The organism is Nocardia sp. GP40 (genome assembly GCF_050434125.1).
Taxonomy (GTDB): domain Bacteria; phylum Actinomycetota; class Actinomycetes; order Mycobacteriales; family Mycobacteriaceae; genus Nocardia; species Nocardia albiluteola.
The window spans coordinates 501,423-514,910 of the sequence record NZ_JBNPVW010000004.1 but is presented as its reverse complement, the minus strand read 5'-3'; the positions used below and the strand labels follow the sequence as shown (position 1 = coordinate 514,910).

Below are 13,488 nucleotides of genomic sequence, written 5' to 3'. Positions count from 1 at the left end.
CGAGACCCGAGACCTCGATGCCCCAAGACCTTTGACGGAGCCAATGTCATGATCAATCTCGAACTTCCCAAGAAGCTGCGGGCCAGCGCGAACCAGGCCCACCAGGTCGCCGCGGAGATCTTCCGCCCGGCCTCGCGCAAATACGATCTCGCCGAACACGACTACCCGGTCGAGCTGGACACCATGGCCGCCATGGTGGAGGGCCTGGCCGATTCCGGCACCCAGGACATCTCCGGGGCCACCGGCGGCCGCAAGGCCGAGGGCGACGTCCACGCGACCGAGCTGCTCGGAAATTCCAACGGCGGCAACATGTCCGCGCTGCTGAATGCCCTCGAGACCTCCTGGGGCGACGTGGGCCTGATGCTCTCGATCCCCTACCAGGGCCTGGGCAACGCCGCGATCGCGGCGGTGGCCACCGACGAGCAGCTCGAGCGGTTCGGCAAGGTGTGGGCCGCGATGGCCATCACCGAGCCGTCCTTCGGCTCCGATTCGGCCGCGGTCACCACCACCGCGGTCCTGGACGGCGACGAGTGGGTGCTCAACGGCACCAAGATCTTCGTCACCGCGGGCTCGCGCGCTACCCACATCGTGGTGTGGGCCACGGTCGACAAGAGCAAGGGCCGCGCGGCCATCAAGTCGTTCGTGGTGCCGCGGGATGCCAAGGGCCTCACCGTCGCCCGGCTCGAGCACAAGCTCGGCATCAAGGCCTCCGACACCGCCGAGCTGCGGCTCGAGGACTGCCGGATTCCCAAGGACAACATCCTTGGCAGCCCCGAGGTCAACGTGGAGAAGGGCTTTGCCGGGGTCATGCAGACCTTCGACAACACCCGCCCGCTGGTCGCCGCGATGGCCGTCGGCGTCGGCCGCGCCGCCCTCGAGGAGCTGCGCACCATCCTCGCCGAGGCCGGTGTGGAGATCTCCTACGACGTCCCGGCCAACAACCAGTCCGCCGCCGCCGCGGAATTCCTTCGCCTGGAGGCCGATTGGGAGGCCGCCTACCTGCTGTCGCTGCGTGCGGGCTGGATGGCCGACAACAAGAAGCCCAACTCCCTCGAGGCGTCGATGTCCAAGGCCAAGGCGGGCCGCATGGGCACCGACGTGACGCTGAAGGCGGTCGAGCTGGCCGGTGCGGTGGGCTACTCCCAGCGCACCCTGCTGGAGAAGTGGGGCCGCGACTCCAAAATCCTGGACATCTTCGAGGGCACCCAGCAGATCCAGCAGCTCATCGTCGCCCGCCGGGTGCTGGGGCTGACCAGCGACAAGCTGAAGTAGTCCACGCACGGAAGGCATTGGGCGAGGTTGGATATCGTATCCGCGGCCGGGGGAGTAGCTCAGCCGGTAGAGCACCCACGATTCAATTGGGCGGCCGCGGGTTCGATTGCTGCCTCCTCGGCCCCGTAGTTCCGCGGCCGACTCCGAGGGGATCGGCGAAACCTGAAAAACCGTTGTGCGACACGAGATATAGTTTTTCCGCCGTGGAGTAGCTCAGCTGGTAGAGCTCCCAGATCGAGTGGGAGGACGCGGGTTCGATCCCTGCCTTCACGGCCCACAACGTCTCGGAAGCGTCGGTCGGTCAGCCGATCTCGAACAGGTCCACCAGGCGCCGCCCGAGCATGCGGCGCAGCCGCTCGGCCAGCGACAGCGGCAGCTTCTGGCCGACGACCAACGCCAGGCGCAGCCGGCTCAGCCGACCAGCATGGGGGTGGGTCAGCATGCGGGCGTAGAAAACCGGCTCGGCACAGAACACGCCGACCCGATGCAGGAGCACGATCGACAGGGCGAGCCCCTCGTCCGGGCGCTGCGGCGTGAGCACCGCCGCGGCGCCGCGCCGCAGCGGCAGCAGCACCGCATTGCCCAGGCCGTACTCGAGATGCATGGGCGCAGCGCTGTAGCAGACCTCCCCCTCGCTCACCGCCAGGACGTCCTCGGTCGCCCGATCGACCCGCACCGCGGCGCCGTGCGAATGGAAACGCAGTCGCCGCGCCCCGGCGGCACCGGCCGTTACCACCGCGAAGGCCGGGTCGTCCGCCGCCATCGGTTCCGGGCCCGCGTCCCCGTCGACCCGCTCACCCGGATCCCCCAGATCCCGCAACGTCACGGTGTGGCCCTCGAACGCCTCGCGCACCGCGACTCCGGCGACCACCAGCGTTGCCTCGGCGGCCCGCTCGGCATCGCGCAGTTCGCCGTCGGAGTCCTGTTCGTCGACCGGAATCGCCACCCCGCCGACGCGCAGAACGGCGAGAAATGTCGTCACGAAATCGATTCCGTCGGGCAGCGCCAGCAGCACCCGGGACCCACGCGAAACACCCAGCCTCCGTAGCGCTTCCGCTCTCCGGCAGGCCTCAGCGTAGAGCTCACCGTACGTGAAGCGGTGTGCACCTTGGATATATGCGGTCCGCTCGAGCCAGCCGGAACCGCGCGCCAGATCCTCCAGCCATCCGGCCAGGTTGCCGGTGCCCACGGGTTCCGACGGTGCGGCGGGCGCATCGGCGGGTACGCCGATCACCGGCACACCCCTTCGATCTCCACCAGTAGATCCGCCCGGGAGACATCGACATTGAAATACACGACCTCGGAATCGGCCGGAAACACCAGCGAACAGATGTCGCGGACAACGGGAACGTGCCTGCTGTCGCGCACATAGACCTTGACCTGATCCATGTTCCGCAGGGCGTACCCGTCGCCGTCCAGCCCGTACCGGCTCAGGTTGTAGTCACCGACGAGCGTATCGATGTCGCGCAGGGTCTGCACGGTCTGGCGCGCGATGTCGTCCGCGTGCACGGCGTTCTCGCCGACCAGGCCGGCGGTGCCCGAGACGAACAGGCTGCCCGCGCCGTGCTCCCTGAGATAGGTGGCGCGCGCTCTGCTGCGCCGCTGCGGCTCACGGCGCCAACGGTTTTCGCGGGCCGGTGGTTGTGGTGGAGTCTCCACCTGAATGGTCCGGCCCGGTTTGGTGGCGAGATAGCAGAGATCGACTCCCGCAGTGAGCGTGCCGATCCCGTCCGCGGCGGGCACGCCCGGGAACTGCTCCCCCCACGCGGCGAGCGCCTCGGCCCGCCCGGCACAGAAGTCCGGATAGATCCCGGTGCCCTGCGCATTGGCACCGCCGATGCCGCCGACGAAGTTCCACATCCGGACCAGGTCGGTATAGCCGTGTTCCCAGGCGAAACGCAGCGCGGATTCGTACAGCTCGCGCACCGGCGCCCGATACACCGGCTCCGGCCCCAGGCGTGCGGCGTAGAAGAGATACTCGCCGTCCTCGGCGAAGACCGCGTCACCGACCACACCGCTGCGCACCGGTAGCGTGGTTCGCCAAATCTCTTCGGCCACAAGGTCGATCCAGGTCGCGACATGCGCGGTCATGTGCGGCGCACCGTCGACCAGATCGGGGGCGGCCGGTCCGGTCGCAAAACTGATGCGTCCCAAGATATTTCCGGGTGCCTCGCTCGCCGATTCCGAATACACCACTCCCGGAACCAGATCGGACCACAGACCTCGCACACTGCCACCGAACTGCCGGTTACGCATGAGACTTCCTATATTTCGCGCAGGTCGAACCACCGCGCAGGATCGGATGCCGGTGGCTGATCGGCGGGGAAGATCCTGGCGATATGACGCCGGTCAGCGTAACATGACACCATTCGATGTAACATGCTTCCGCGGCGTCAGCATCCGTAAAGCTCCCCGACATCCTGTGTGGGCGTCTGCCTTCGGAGACAGCCGAAGGGCACGACACCCGCATCGCTCAGTGCGACAGCCGATCGCGTCGATCGGTTCACGCAGAACAGCCCGGCGGTGTCCATGCGGCAGGTGTAATCGCCTGCGCTGACCCGGGATCCGTACGCAAGCTGATTGCCGTAACCGCGCACGAACGGCCCCGGGTCACCGTGCAGCGAGCCGACGGTGGCCTGCGTGCCCGTGTAATAGATCCAGCCCGCGATGAATTCGCCCTCGTCGTTGCCCGCTGGCTTACTCGGCGGATTCTTCAGCTCGACCAGGCAGGACAGCCCCGGCACGGAGTCGTCGAAGTCGGTGATGCACTTGATCTTTCCGGTCGGGCTGTTCAACGCGACATCCTTGTGCAGCGTGGTGGCGGTGCCGTCCGGCGCCTTGGCGGTGCGGAATTGCTCGGCATCGGCCGCGCGCCCCGCCTGCACCCAGGCGAGCACGTCGGCATAGCTCGCCCCGCGCGCCGGAGCGCTGCCCGCCGACGTCGTCGGCATCGCGGACGACGACGGCACGGGCGTGGTGGCGGGGTCGGGGCGCTGCTGCTGGTTCGTGGCCGTGGAGCATCCCGCAACCAGCAGCAGCAAAGCGGTCAAGGCGGCAATACGCGTGTTGATCACCCTAGGGCAGTACCCGCGGCCGCACCCGGTGAATCCGGCCGCGCCCGGCGGGTCCGCCGAGCGGCACGACGTCCGGCGAATTGGCCGGATTTCCGTATCCGGCGTCACATTTTCCCTGCTACCGTCCAGACCACCGGTCTGTTGATCTCGTGGAGGTGGTCGAGGTGGTCTCGGTTCTGGAGCAGGTACAGCGCAAGGTAATCCACACCGTCGAGACGATTCGCGGGGTCAATGTGCTGCGCGAGCGCGGGCTGATCGATCCGCGCAATCTGCAGGAGACGCTGCGCACGGCCAAGGAGGGCGCGGTACTGGGGTCGCAGGCCACCGCGGTCCGGCACGCGGCGCGGGTCTGGCCCGACAGGGTCGCGGTGGTCGACGAGCGCGTCGCGCTGACCTATCGCGAACTCGACGAGCAGTCCACGGCACTGGCCCGCGGTCTGCAGAACATGGGCATCACCCCCGGCACGGTGATCGCCATCCTGGCCCGCGACCACCACGGGCTGCTGCTGGCGATGGCCGCGGCCGGAAAGGCGGGCGCGCGGTTGGCCCTGATGAACACCGGTTTCGCCAAACCGCAGTTCGCCCAGGTCTGTGAGCGGGAGAACGTCCGCGCGGTGCTGCACGACAGCGAGTTCATCGGGCTGCTCGACGCCCTGCCGGGCGACCTGCCCCGGGTGCTGACCTGGGTCGACGAGGGCCACGAAGTGCCTTCGGGCGCAACGACAATCGAGGAACTGATCGCGACCAACCCGGTCACCGAGCTGCCGTTGCCCGAGCGGGTCGGCGGATTCGTGATCCTGACCAGCGGCACCACGGGCCTACCCAAGGGCGCCCCGCGCGGCCGGATATCGCCGATGGCGACCGTGCAGGTCGCCGACCGGATCCCGTTCCCGCGCCAGGGCACGATGATGATCGTCTCGCCGATCTTCCACAGCACGGGCCAGGCCACCTGGCTGATCGCCGTCGCGCTGGGCAATACCGTCATCACGACGCGCCGGTTCAACGCCGAGGACACCCTCCGCAAGATCGCCGAGCACCGGGTGCAGTTGCTGGTGGCGGTGCCGACGATGCTGCACCGCATGGTCGAACTGGATCCGGCGATCCGCGCGCAATACGATCTGAGCTCGCTCGAGTCGATCGTGCTCGCCGGTTCGGCGCTGTCGCCCGAGCTCACCGTCCGCGCCACCGAGGCCTTCGGCCACACCCTCTACAACCTCTACGGATCGACCGAATGCGCGGTCGCGACGGTGGCCCAGCCGCAGGATCTGGCGCTGGCACCCGGCACCGCGGGCCGGGCCCCGGTGACCTGCGAGGTCGTACTGTTCGACGACGAGGGCCGCCGCATCCACGACCGGAATGTCACCGGCCGCATCTTCATCCGGTCCGGCGCGCCCTTCGAGGGCTATACCGACGGGCGGCACAAGCAGATCATCGACGGCTACATGTCCTCCGGCGACGTCGGGCATTTCGACGAGCACGGCCTGCTGTTCATCGACGGCCGCGACGACGACATGATCGTCTCCGGCGGGGAGAACGTCTTCCCGCTGGAGGTGGAGAATCTGCTGCTCGCCCGGCCCGACATCTTCGACGCGGCGGTCGTCGGGGTGGACGACGTGGAATACGGCAAGCGGCTGCGGGCGTTCATCGTCGCCGAGCCGGGCACCAATCCCGACGCCGAGGAGATCAAGGCGTACGTCAAGGGCAATCTGGCCCGCTACAAGGTGCCACGCGAGGTGATCTTCCTCGACGACCTGCCCCGCAACGCGACCGGCAAGCTACTGCGCCGCGAACTGGTGGAATACAAGCTCGCCGAGTAGACATCGTGCACGATCACAGGCCCGATACGCGCTGAGGTGGTACAAGATCACAGAGTGGGCCCGGCAATCTTGCGGGTACCGTCGGTTACAGAGACTCGGGCCACTTCCGAGTAGGCATGCTTGCTAGTGTTAGCACCCGCACTGGATCTCGATGTTGCGGTCCGCCCGGCCCTGGTCAGGCGATCGCGGAAGGTTGTAACCCATGTCAGCTGCCCTTCCGTCGGCGAGCACTGCGGTCCGCAAGGCACAGGACCTCGCCCTGAGCGTCAACGCGATGGTCAAGCGCGGACTGTTCAATCCGCTGCGCCCGGACCATGCCCTGAGTTCGGCGCTCAACGTGGGCAAATACGGCCCGTTCGCCGGTGTGATCATGCACGCGGCCAAGACCAGCGCCGACTCCGCCGCCATCCTCGACGAGCGCGGCGAGATGACGTTCGGCGAGATCAACGAGCAGTCCAACCGGCTCGCCCGCGGACTGGCCGCCCACGGCCTGCGCCAGGGCGACGTGATCGCGGTGCTGGCCCGCGACCATCGCGGCATAGTGCTGAGCCTGGCCGCGACCGGCAAGCTCGGCGTGCGCGCGGTGCTGATGAACACCGGCTTCGCCAAGCCACAGCTGGCCGACGTGGCCGCGCGGGAGGGCGCCAAGGCGATCCTGCACGACAGCGAATTCGTCGAGCTGATGAGCGCGATCCCGGCCGAGATCCCCCGCATCCTGACCTGGGTGGACCAGAAGGACGGCGTGGACCCGGCGATTCCGACGCTGGATTCGCTGATGGCGGGGCAGTCGCCCGCCTCCGTGCCCGCGCCCGAAAAGCCCGGCGGCACGGTCATTCTCACCAGCGGAACCACCGGAACGCCGAAGGGAGCGCCGCGGGAGAAGGTGAGCCCGTTCATCTCCGCGCAGTTTCTGGATCGGATTCCGTTGCCGCGCAACGGTTCTATGGTGGTCGCCGCGCCAGTGTTCCACGCCACCGGACTCTCCCAGTTCACCCTGGGGCTGGCGCTGGGCAACCGGATGATCTTCCAGCAGCGGCGTTTCGATCCCGAGGCCACGCTGGCCAACATCGCCCGATACGGGGCGCGCTCGCTCGTCGTGGTGCCCACGATGCTGCAGCGCATGCTGGATCTGCCCGCGGAAACCCTTGCCAAGTACGACATGTCGTCGCTCGAGATGATTTTCGCGGCGGGCTCGGCGATCCCGCCGGACGTCGTCACCCGCAGCCTCGACTACTTCGGCGACGTGCTCTACAACGTGTACGGCTCCACCGAATGCGCGCTGATCACCGTGGCCACGCCGCAGGACCTGCGCATCGCGCCCAACACCGCGGGCCGGCCGCCGGTCGGCATCCGGCTGGCCCTGTACGACGAGAACCGCACGCGGATCACCCGGCCGAACGTGACCGGCACGATCTTCATCGAGAGCGCACATTCGTTCAAGGGCTACACCGACGGTCGCACCAAGGAAACCGTGGACGGGATGATGTCCAGCGGTGATGTCGGCCACTTCGACGAGCACGGCCTGCTGTTCATCGACGGCCGCGACGACGACATGATCGTCTCCGGCGGCGAGAACGTCTTCCCCCAGGAGGTCGAGCATCTGATCGCCCAGCGCGCGGACGTGCTCGAGGCCGCGGTGGTCGGTGTGGCCGATCGCGAATTCGGAAAGCGCCTGCGCGCCATCGTCGTTCCCGGTCCCGACTCGGCGCGCGACGTGCAGGAGATCAAGGACTACGTCAAGGCCAACCTGGCCCGGTACAAGGTGCCGCGTGAGGTGATCTTCCTCGACGAGCTGCCGCGCAACGCCACCGGGAAGTTGTTGCGTAAACCACTGGTGGAGATGGACGTCCCCACCGAGTGAGTCCCGAGCGGATGCCGCGCCCGAAAATTCGCGGCATCCGCTCGGTTATCATCGGCGGGTGATCATCGTCCCCGGCAACGCGCCCCGCGTGAGCGCGTCGGCACGACCGTGCCGGAGGGCGGGCGGAGCCGGCTTCGCCGGGACACAGCGCGCGTCCGGATCACGGGGCGCCGCGAGGTCGCCTCGGACTGCCGATTCGAGGGCTACTGCAACCGCACAGCTGCGTGGCGCATCGACGGGATCGGCATCCGGGGCGCTGGCGATCGCGGCGCACGGTTGGGCGGCGGGCGATATGCCACTGCGATCCCACACCCTGCTACTGCTGGTGGCTGCCTGCGCGGTGGTGGGAGCGCTGGTAACCGGCGTGGGACCCCTGCGTACGACGAGGGTCGGTCTGATCTCCGCTCTCATCGGCGGGCAACTGCTCGGCCACGCCGTCATGTCAGTCGACATGGCCGCGATGCCCGGTCACGCCTCGATGTGGACTCCGGCGATGCTGGCCGCGCATACGGTTGCCGCTCTCGCCGCCGCCGTTGTCATTCGGGGCGCCGAGGCCGCGTACGGGATTCTGGCCGCGGCCCTGGCGCGGATGCTACCGCTACTCCTGCGGGCGCCTGCGATTCCCGGCCCGCCGTCGTTGCGTATCACGCACCGCGACAGCGTCATTCAGCGTATTCTCGCCGCCGATCCCTGCCACACCCGCGGCCCGCCCGCCCCTGCCGGAGTCTGAATTCACCTTTACACCCGTGTGCACGAAGGTCTTTCGTGCATGTGCGCAGGTCGTGACCGTTCTGCCGGACGGTCGTCGGTCACGGTGCCGACGGGTGAATCCTGTATTGCCGGAGCTATCCGGTGTATCGCGACACTCGCCAGATGTGAAGCGCTGCGGCGCATCATCGACGGGCTTGTGCCCCGGTACATATCGATGCCCTGTGGAGCCGGGCGATCCGTAAGCCCATCCAGGTGTGGCCGGGCGGATCGAAACCTACGGCGCTGAGCCGTGGTCGGATCGCCGCAGGCCGGTCGGCGCGCGACTGCGTCCGCACATGAGGGGCGGCCGCAGCCGCACGAACAGGATTCACCCACACGGCGGCGCAATCCCACGGGTGCCGACCATCGCAAGGGATACCGATCGTGAGCACTACCGAACAATCCGAAACCGCCACCGAGCCCGCACCGCCACCCGCACCCGACAGATCCGACACGCGAAACGGCCTGTTCGCGTTGGCGATGCGACTGCACTTCTATGCCGGGGTGTTCGTCGCACCGTTCATTCTGATCGCCGCTCTCACCGGCGCGCTGTATGCCATCGCGCCGACGCTGGAGCAAGTCGTGAATCACGATCTGCTGCACGTGAATTCGACCGGAACGGCGCGACCGCTGTCGGATCAGGTGGCCGCCGGGGTGGCCACCGATCCGAAACTCGCACTGGCGGCGGTCGATCCGGCCCAGCGCGCGGGCGACACCACCCGGGTGTTGTTCACCGATCCGTCGCTGGGCGAGTCCGAGCAGCGCGCGGTATTCGTGGATCCTGTGACCGCGCGCCCGGTGGGAACCACTGTGGTGTACGGCAGTTCAGGGTCGCTGCCGTTGCGAACCTGGATCGATCAGTTGCACCGGAACCTGCATCTGGGCCAGGCCGGGCGGCTCTACAGCGAGGCTGCCGCGTCATGGCTGTGGGTCGTCGCGCTGGCCGGGGTCGCGGTGTGGGTCAGCCGCGCCCGGCGTGCTCCCGGCATCGCGCGCCGCCTGCTCTGGCCGGATCGTCACCGTACGGGCCGACTCCGGACGATGAATTGGCATGCGACCGTGGGGATGTGGCTCCTGCTGCCGCTGCTGTTCCTCTCGGCCACCGGCATGACGTGGTCGACCTATGCCGGGGCGCACGTGGACGCGGTGCGCGCGGCACTGAGCTGGACCACACCGACGGCACACACCGCACTGACGGGATCCACTGCGCGACAAACGGGTTCGGCAATGCCCGGGATGGACATGCCCGCGCCGGGCTCGAACGCCCCGCGGCACGATAATCCGGATCCGCGGACGCGTGCGGCGGAGGTGGACCGAGTATTCGCCGTCGCACGCGCGCACGCGGTCGACGGCGCGGTCGAGATCACCGTCCCGGCCACGGACGACACCGCCTACGTCGTCAAGCAGCGTCGCATCCCCGGTCAGCTCGCCCAGGACTCGATCGCGATCGACGGCCGCACCGGCGGCGTCGTCGACACCGTGCGTTTCGCGGACTGGCCGCTGATGGCGAAGCTCGCCAACTGGGGCATCCAGCTGCACATGGGCATGATGTTCGGCCTCGCCAACCAGGTGCTGCTGCTGGTGACGATGCTCGCGCTGGTCACCGTCATCGGCCGCGGCTATCTGATGTGGTGGCGCCGCCGCCCCCACCGCGCCGGCCGATTCGCGGTGGGAGCCGCCCCGCGCCGCGGCACGCTGCGCCGTCTCCCGATGCCCGTACTCGCGCTGCTCACCGCCGTCACGGTGCTGGCCGGTTGGTTCGCACCGGTGCTCGGGGTCAGCCTGCTGGGCTTCCTCGCGGTGGACGTCGCGCTCGGATTCGCCCGCCGCCGCGCCGCGGCCTGACCCGCCGCGTCCGGTGGGATCCGCGGCCGACGCCGGGCGCGGATCCCGCGGCCGCGGCCGGTCGCTCCGCGGTTGCCGGTTGCGTGGCCTAGGCGGGCGACCGCACGTCCATGCTGATCAGCAGGTCGATCACGCGGCGGCGGATATCCTCGCGGATCGGCCGCACCTCCTCCACCGTCAGCCCGGCCGGATCCTCCACGATCCAGTCCTCGTACCGGATTCCCGGCGCGATCGGGCACACATCGCCGCAGCCCATCGTGATGATGACGTCGGCGGCACGGATGATCTCGTCGGTCCAGGCCTTGGGAAACTCGTGGGAGATATCGATGCCGACCTCCGCCATGACGGCCACCGCGGCCGGATTCAGCGAACCGCTCGGCTCCGAGCCGCCCGACCACGCCATGGCCCGATCCTGGGCGTAGTGCTCGAAGTATCCCAGCGCCATCTGCGAGCGCCCGGCATTGAACGTGCACAGGAACAGCACCACCGGTATCCCGTGCTCGATCCGGCCCTCGACCTTGGCCCGCGCGTGTAATCGCTGCCTGGCGAAGCGCTCGGCCAGCACCGGGAGGTAGAGCTGCACCGATGAGCGGCCGCCGATCTCCCGATAGGCGTCGTGGAGAAACTCGTGAATCGTATTGGCGTCGAACAGGATCGTGAACTCACGGCACAGCCGGCGCTCGGCACGGGCCAGCGCCGTGCCGTGCACGATGTCGAGGAGTCGGTACGCCGGGGTGATCTCTGCATACCCGGCCCGGTTCGTCCGCTCGGGCGTGGACACATAGGCAGCGTTGCACTACCGCCCCTTCACGGCAACCTAACTGAAGATGAATCTCACCGGACTCGGAGACGACACCACCGCGTACCGCCGGAGAAAACGCCGATACGCTGCATTGTTCGAAAACCGTTAGCGCAGAGAACTTTTCCCGGATTTTCGATCGAACGAGACAATGCGGACACGACGGTCGTCGATGTTCCGAATGACATGTCACGCAACCGATTACGTCCCCGCGGAGCGGTAACTGGAAGCGAAGAGCCGGACCCGGCGGCGGCAACCGCCCAGCGCGGACGGATTGCGGCACGTGCGAACCACAGCGGAGTGCCGTCCGAGTAACAGGGCTCACACACCCTCGAAACGCGTATTGCCGCAATATAACTCGCCGATAGCCGCGAGCGGGACGCCGCACCACGCTGCATCAGCTCGAGCGGATGACACGCCGACTTTACCGTGCAATGCGAGGCGCCCGATAGGAGGCCCGAGCAGCGGGCCGACTAGCCGTGCTGGGGGAGGTTCGAAACAGTGTGCTCGGCCTGCGCTAACGCCTCCGACAGCAGCCGCAGGACGTGACCGCCCGAGAGCCGATACAGGCGCGCCCGACCGTCGGCGCGCTGCTGCACGAGGCCGACCAGGCGCAGTTTAGACAGGTGCTGGCTGGCGGCGGTGGGGCTGCACCCGGCGGCCTCGGCCAGCGCGGTGACGCCGAGTTCCTCCTCGCGCAGGGCCCACAGCAGGCGCAGCCGGGTGGGCTCGGCGAGCATCGACAGCATCTGCACGGCCTCGCCCACCTGCGCCTCGGTCAACCGCTCGGCATGACCGGCCGAGGTGGTTCGTTCGGTTGCCCTGCTGATGGTCATCGATCGCCGTCCTTCTATCGCAGTCGCCCACCCAGTGTGACACCCGGCGGTTCACAACCCGGTGTGTCAATCATTCATGTTCTCATCTTCACATCAGTGAAGATGAGAGTATATTTCCGGACATGAGTTTCACCGCACCCGCTCTGCTCGCCGCCGCGGCCGGCGTCGGCTTCGGTCATGCCGTCCTGCCCGACCACTGGGTCCCGCTGTCGGTCATCGCCCGCACCCAGCGCTATCCGCTGCGCCGGGTGCTGCGGCTGTCCGGACTCGCGGGCCTGGCGCACGTCGGCTTCTCGCTGCTGCTGGGCGCGATAATCATCGGCGTCGGCCTGCAATTCCGCTCCACCGTCGAGCGCCACGAGAACCTGATCGTCGGCGGGGTACTGCTGGCCACCGGAGCGGTCTTCCTTGTACTGGAACTGCTGGGCCGCGGTCATGGCCACAGCCACGACGAAAACGGGGGGCACAGCCACGCACATGGCCGAGGCCATTCGCACAATCACCATCACGGACATGGCCACGACAACGAGAAGGCTCACGACCACGCGACTCGGGCTGCGGCGGAACCGCTTACGGTCGCCACGAGCGCCGCACTCCAGCATTCGCACGATCATGAACACGCTCACGCCGGCGGGCACACCCACGACCACTCACATGACCACGGGCGCACCCACAACCATGGGCACGATGACGATGGCGAACAGGTCCACACCCACGGGCACAGCCACGATGGCGACCACGACCACGCGCCGGAGCACGCGGCGGCCACGCTCGCAGTCGCGACGAGTACCCCTGCGCGGCATACCCACGACCACGATCACGGCCATGACGCCGGGCGCACCGGAGCCGGTGCCCACACGCATTCCCACACGAACGACGCCATCGCCAACGCCCCTGAATACGCCGACAACCGCAGTCGCACAGCACGATTCCTGGCGTTCGCGGTCCCGTTCGGCGCCGCCGCCTCCCCCGACCTGACGATCCTTCCGGTCTTCCTGGCCGCCAGCGCCGCGGGCCTCGCCGCCGCCCTCGGCACGCTGCTCGTGTTCTCCCTGGTCACTGTCGGCACCATCGTCGGCCTGACGATGCTCGGTACCCTGGCCGGTTACCAGCTGCGCGGCGCGTGGATCGACAAGGGCGCCAACCTGATAACGGCCGGCGTCCTGCTGATCATCGGCATACTCGTCGCATTCGGCATCATCTGACGGACGTCGACGCGGTCTCCGACCCGCAC

11 protein-coding genes and 1 tRNA gene are annotated in these 13,488 nt (G+C 68.1%); 7 read left to right on the top strand and 5 right to left on the bottom strand.

Annotated elements, in window-relative coordinates; all coding sequences use genetic code 11:
- Positions 1 to 48 precede the first annotated feature (48 nt).
- Complete coding sequence (locus tag ABH933_RS15525) at positions 49 to 1,272, top strand: acyl-CoA dehydrogenase family protein (RefSeq protein ID WP_429425383.1); 1,224 nt, start codon at positions 49 to 51, stop codon at positions 1,270 to 1,272.
- 202 nt (positions 1,273 to 1,474) lie between these two features.
- Positions 1,475 to 1,545 (top strand) — tRNA-OTHER (locus ABH933_RS15520).
- 28 nt (positions 1,546 to 1,573) lie between these two features.
- Here ABH933_RS15520 and ABH933_RS15515 read toward each other — a convergent pair.
- From ABH933_RS15515 to ABH933_RS15505, 3 genes are all read right to left on the bottom strand, one after another.
- Positions 1,574 to 2,506 (bottom strand): AMP-binding protein, encoded by a 933-nt coding sequence (locus ABH933_RS15515; protein WP_429425385.1) that lies wholly within the window; start codon positions 2,504 to 2,506, stop codon positions 1,574 to 1,576.
- The gene (locus ABH933_RS15510; protein ID WP_429425387.1) at positions 2,503 to 3,528 is read right to left on the bottom strand and encodes a hypothetical protein; all 1,026 of its coding nucleotides are present in this window, start codon (positions 3,526 to 3,528) and stop codon (positions 2,503 to 2,505) included. Before ABH933_RS15510 ends, ABH933_RS15515 begins: the two co-directional genes overlap by 4 nt.
- Before the next feature lie 137 nt (positions 3,529 to 3,665).
- Positions 3,666 to 4,346 carry a hypothetical protein gene (locus ABH933_RS15505; RefSeq protein ID WP_429425389.1) on the bottom strand — a complete coding sequence of 227 codons (681 nt, stop codon included), beginning with the start codon at positions 4,344 to 4,346 and terminating at the stop codon, positions 3,666 to 3,668.
- Positions 4,347 to 4,510: 164 nt separating this feature from the next.
- Between ABH933_RS15505 and ABH933_RS15500 the strand changes: the two genes are divergently transcribed.
- The 4 genes from ABH933_RS15500 to ABH933_RS15485 all read left to right on the top strand — a co-directional run bounded on the left by ABH933_RS15500 (position 4,511) and on the right by ABH933_RS15485 (position 10,619).
- Complete coding sequence (locus ABH933_RS15500) at positions 4,511 to 6,163, top strand: acyl-CoA synthetase (RefSeq protein ID WP_429425391.1); 1,653 nt, start codon at positions 4,511 to 4,513, stop codon at positions 6,161 to 6,163.
- Positions 6,164 to 6,365: 202 nt separating this feature from the next.
- On the top strand, positions 6,366 to 8,024 hold the full coding sequence (locus ABH933_RS15495) for an acyl-CoA synthetase (protein WP_429425393.1): 1,659 nt from the start codon (positions 6,366 to 6,368) through the stop codon (positions 8,022 to 8,024).
- Positions 8,025 to 8,316: 292 nt separating this feature from the next.
- On the top strand, positions 8,317 to 8,754 hold the full coding sequence (locus ABH933_RS15490) for a hypothetical protein (RefSeq protein WP_429425395.1): 438 nt from the start codon (positions 8,317 to 8,319) through the stop codon (positions 8,752 to 8,754).
- Between the two features lie 404 nt (positions 8,755 to 9,158).
- Positions 9,159 to 10,619, top strand: a complete 1,461-nt coding sequence (locus ABH933_RS15485; RefSeq protein WP_429425397.1) for a PepSY-associated TM helix domain-containing protein — start codon at positions 9,159 to 9,161, stop codon at positions 10,617 to 10,619.
- A gap of 88 nt (positions 10,620 to 10,707) precedes the next feature.
- On the opposite strand, the gene ABH933_RS15480 is transcribed toward ABH933_RS15485, so the two are convergent.
- Both ABH933_RS15480 and ABH933_RS15475 read right to left on the bottom strand, forming a co-directional pair.
- Entirely contained in the window at positions 10,708 to 11,358 is a 651-nt protein-coding gene (locus ABH933_RS15480) for an arsenate reductase ArsC (RefSeq protein WP_215922764.1), read from the bottom strand.
- 533 nt (positions 11,359 to 11,891) lie between these two features.
- Positions 11,892 to 12,254 carry an ArsR/SmtB family transcription factor gene (locus ABH933_RS15475; protein WP_215922636.1) on the bottom strand — a complete coding sequence of 121 codons (363 nt, stop codon included), beginning with the start codon at positions 12,252 to 12,254 and terminating at the stop codon, positions 11,892 to 11,894.
- Between the two features lie 122 nt (positions 12,255 to 12,376).
- Here ABH933_RS15475 and ABH933_RS15470 point away from each other — a divergent pair, with 122 nt between their 5' ends.
- Positions 12,377 to 13,459 carry a hypothetical protein gene (locus ABH933_RS15470; RefSeq protein ID WP_429425399.1) on the top strand — a complete coding sequence of 361 codons (1,083 nt, stop codon included), beginning with the start codon at positions 12,377 to 12,379 and terminating at the stop codon, positions 13,457 to 13,459.
- The last annotated feature ends 29 nt before the right edge of the window (positions 13,460 to 13,488 follow it).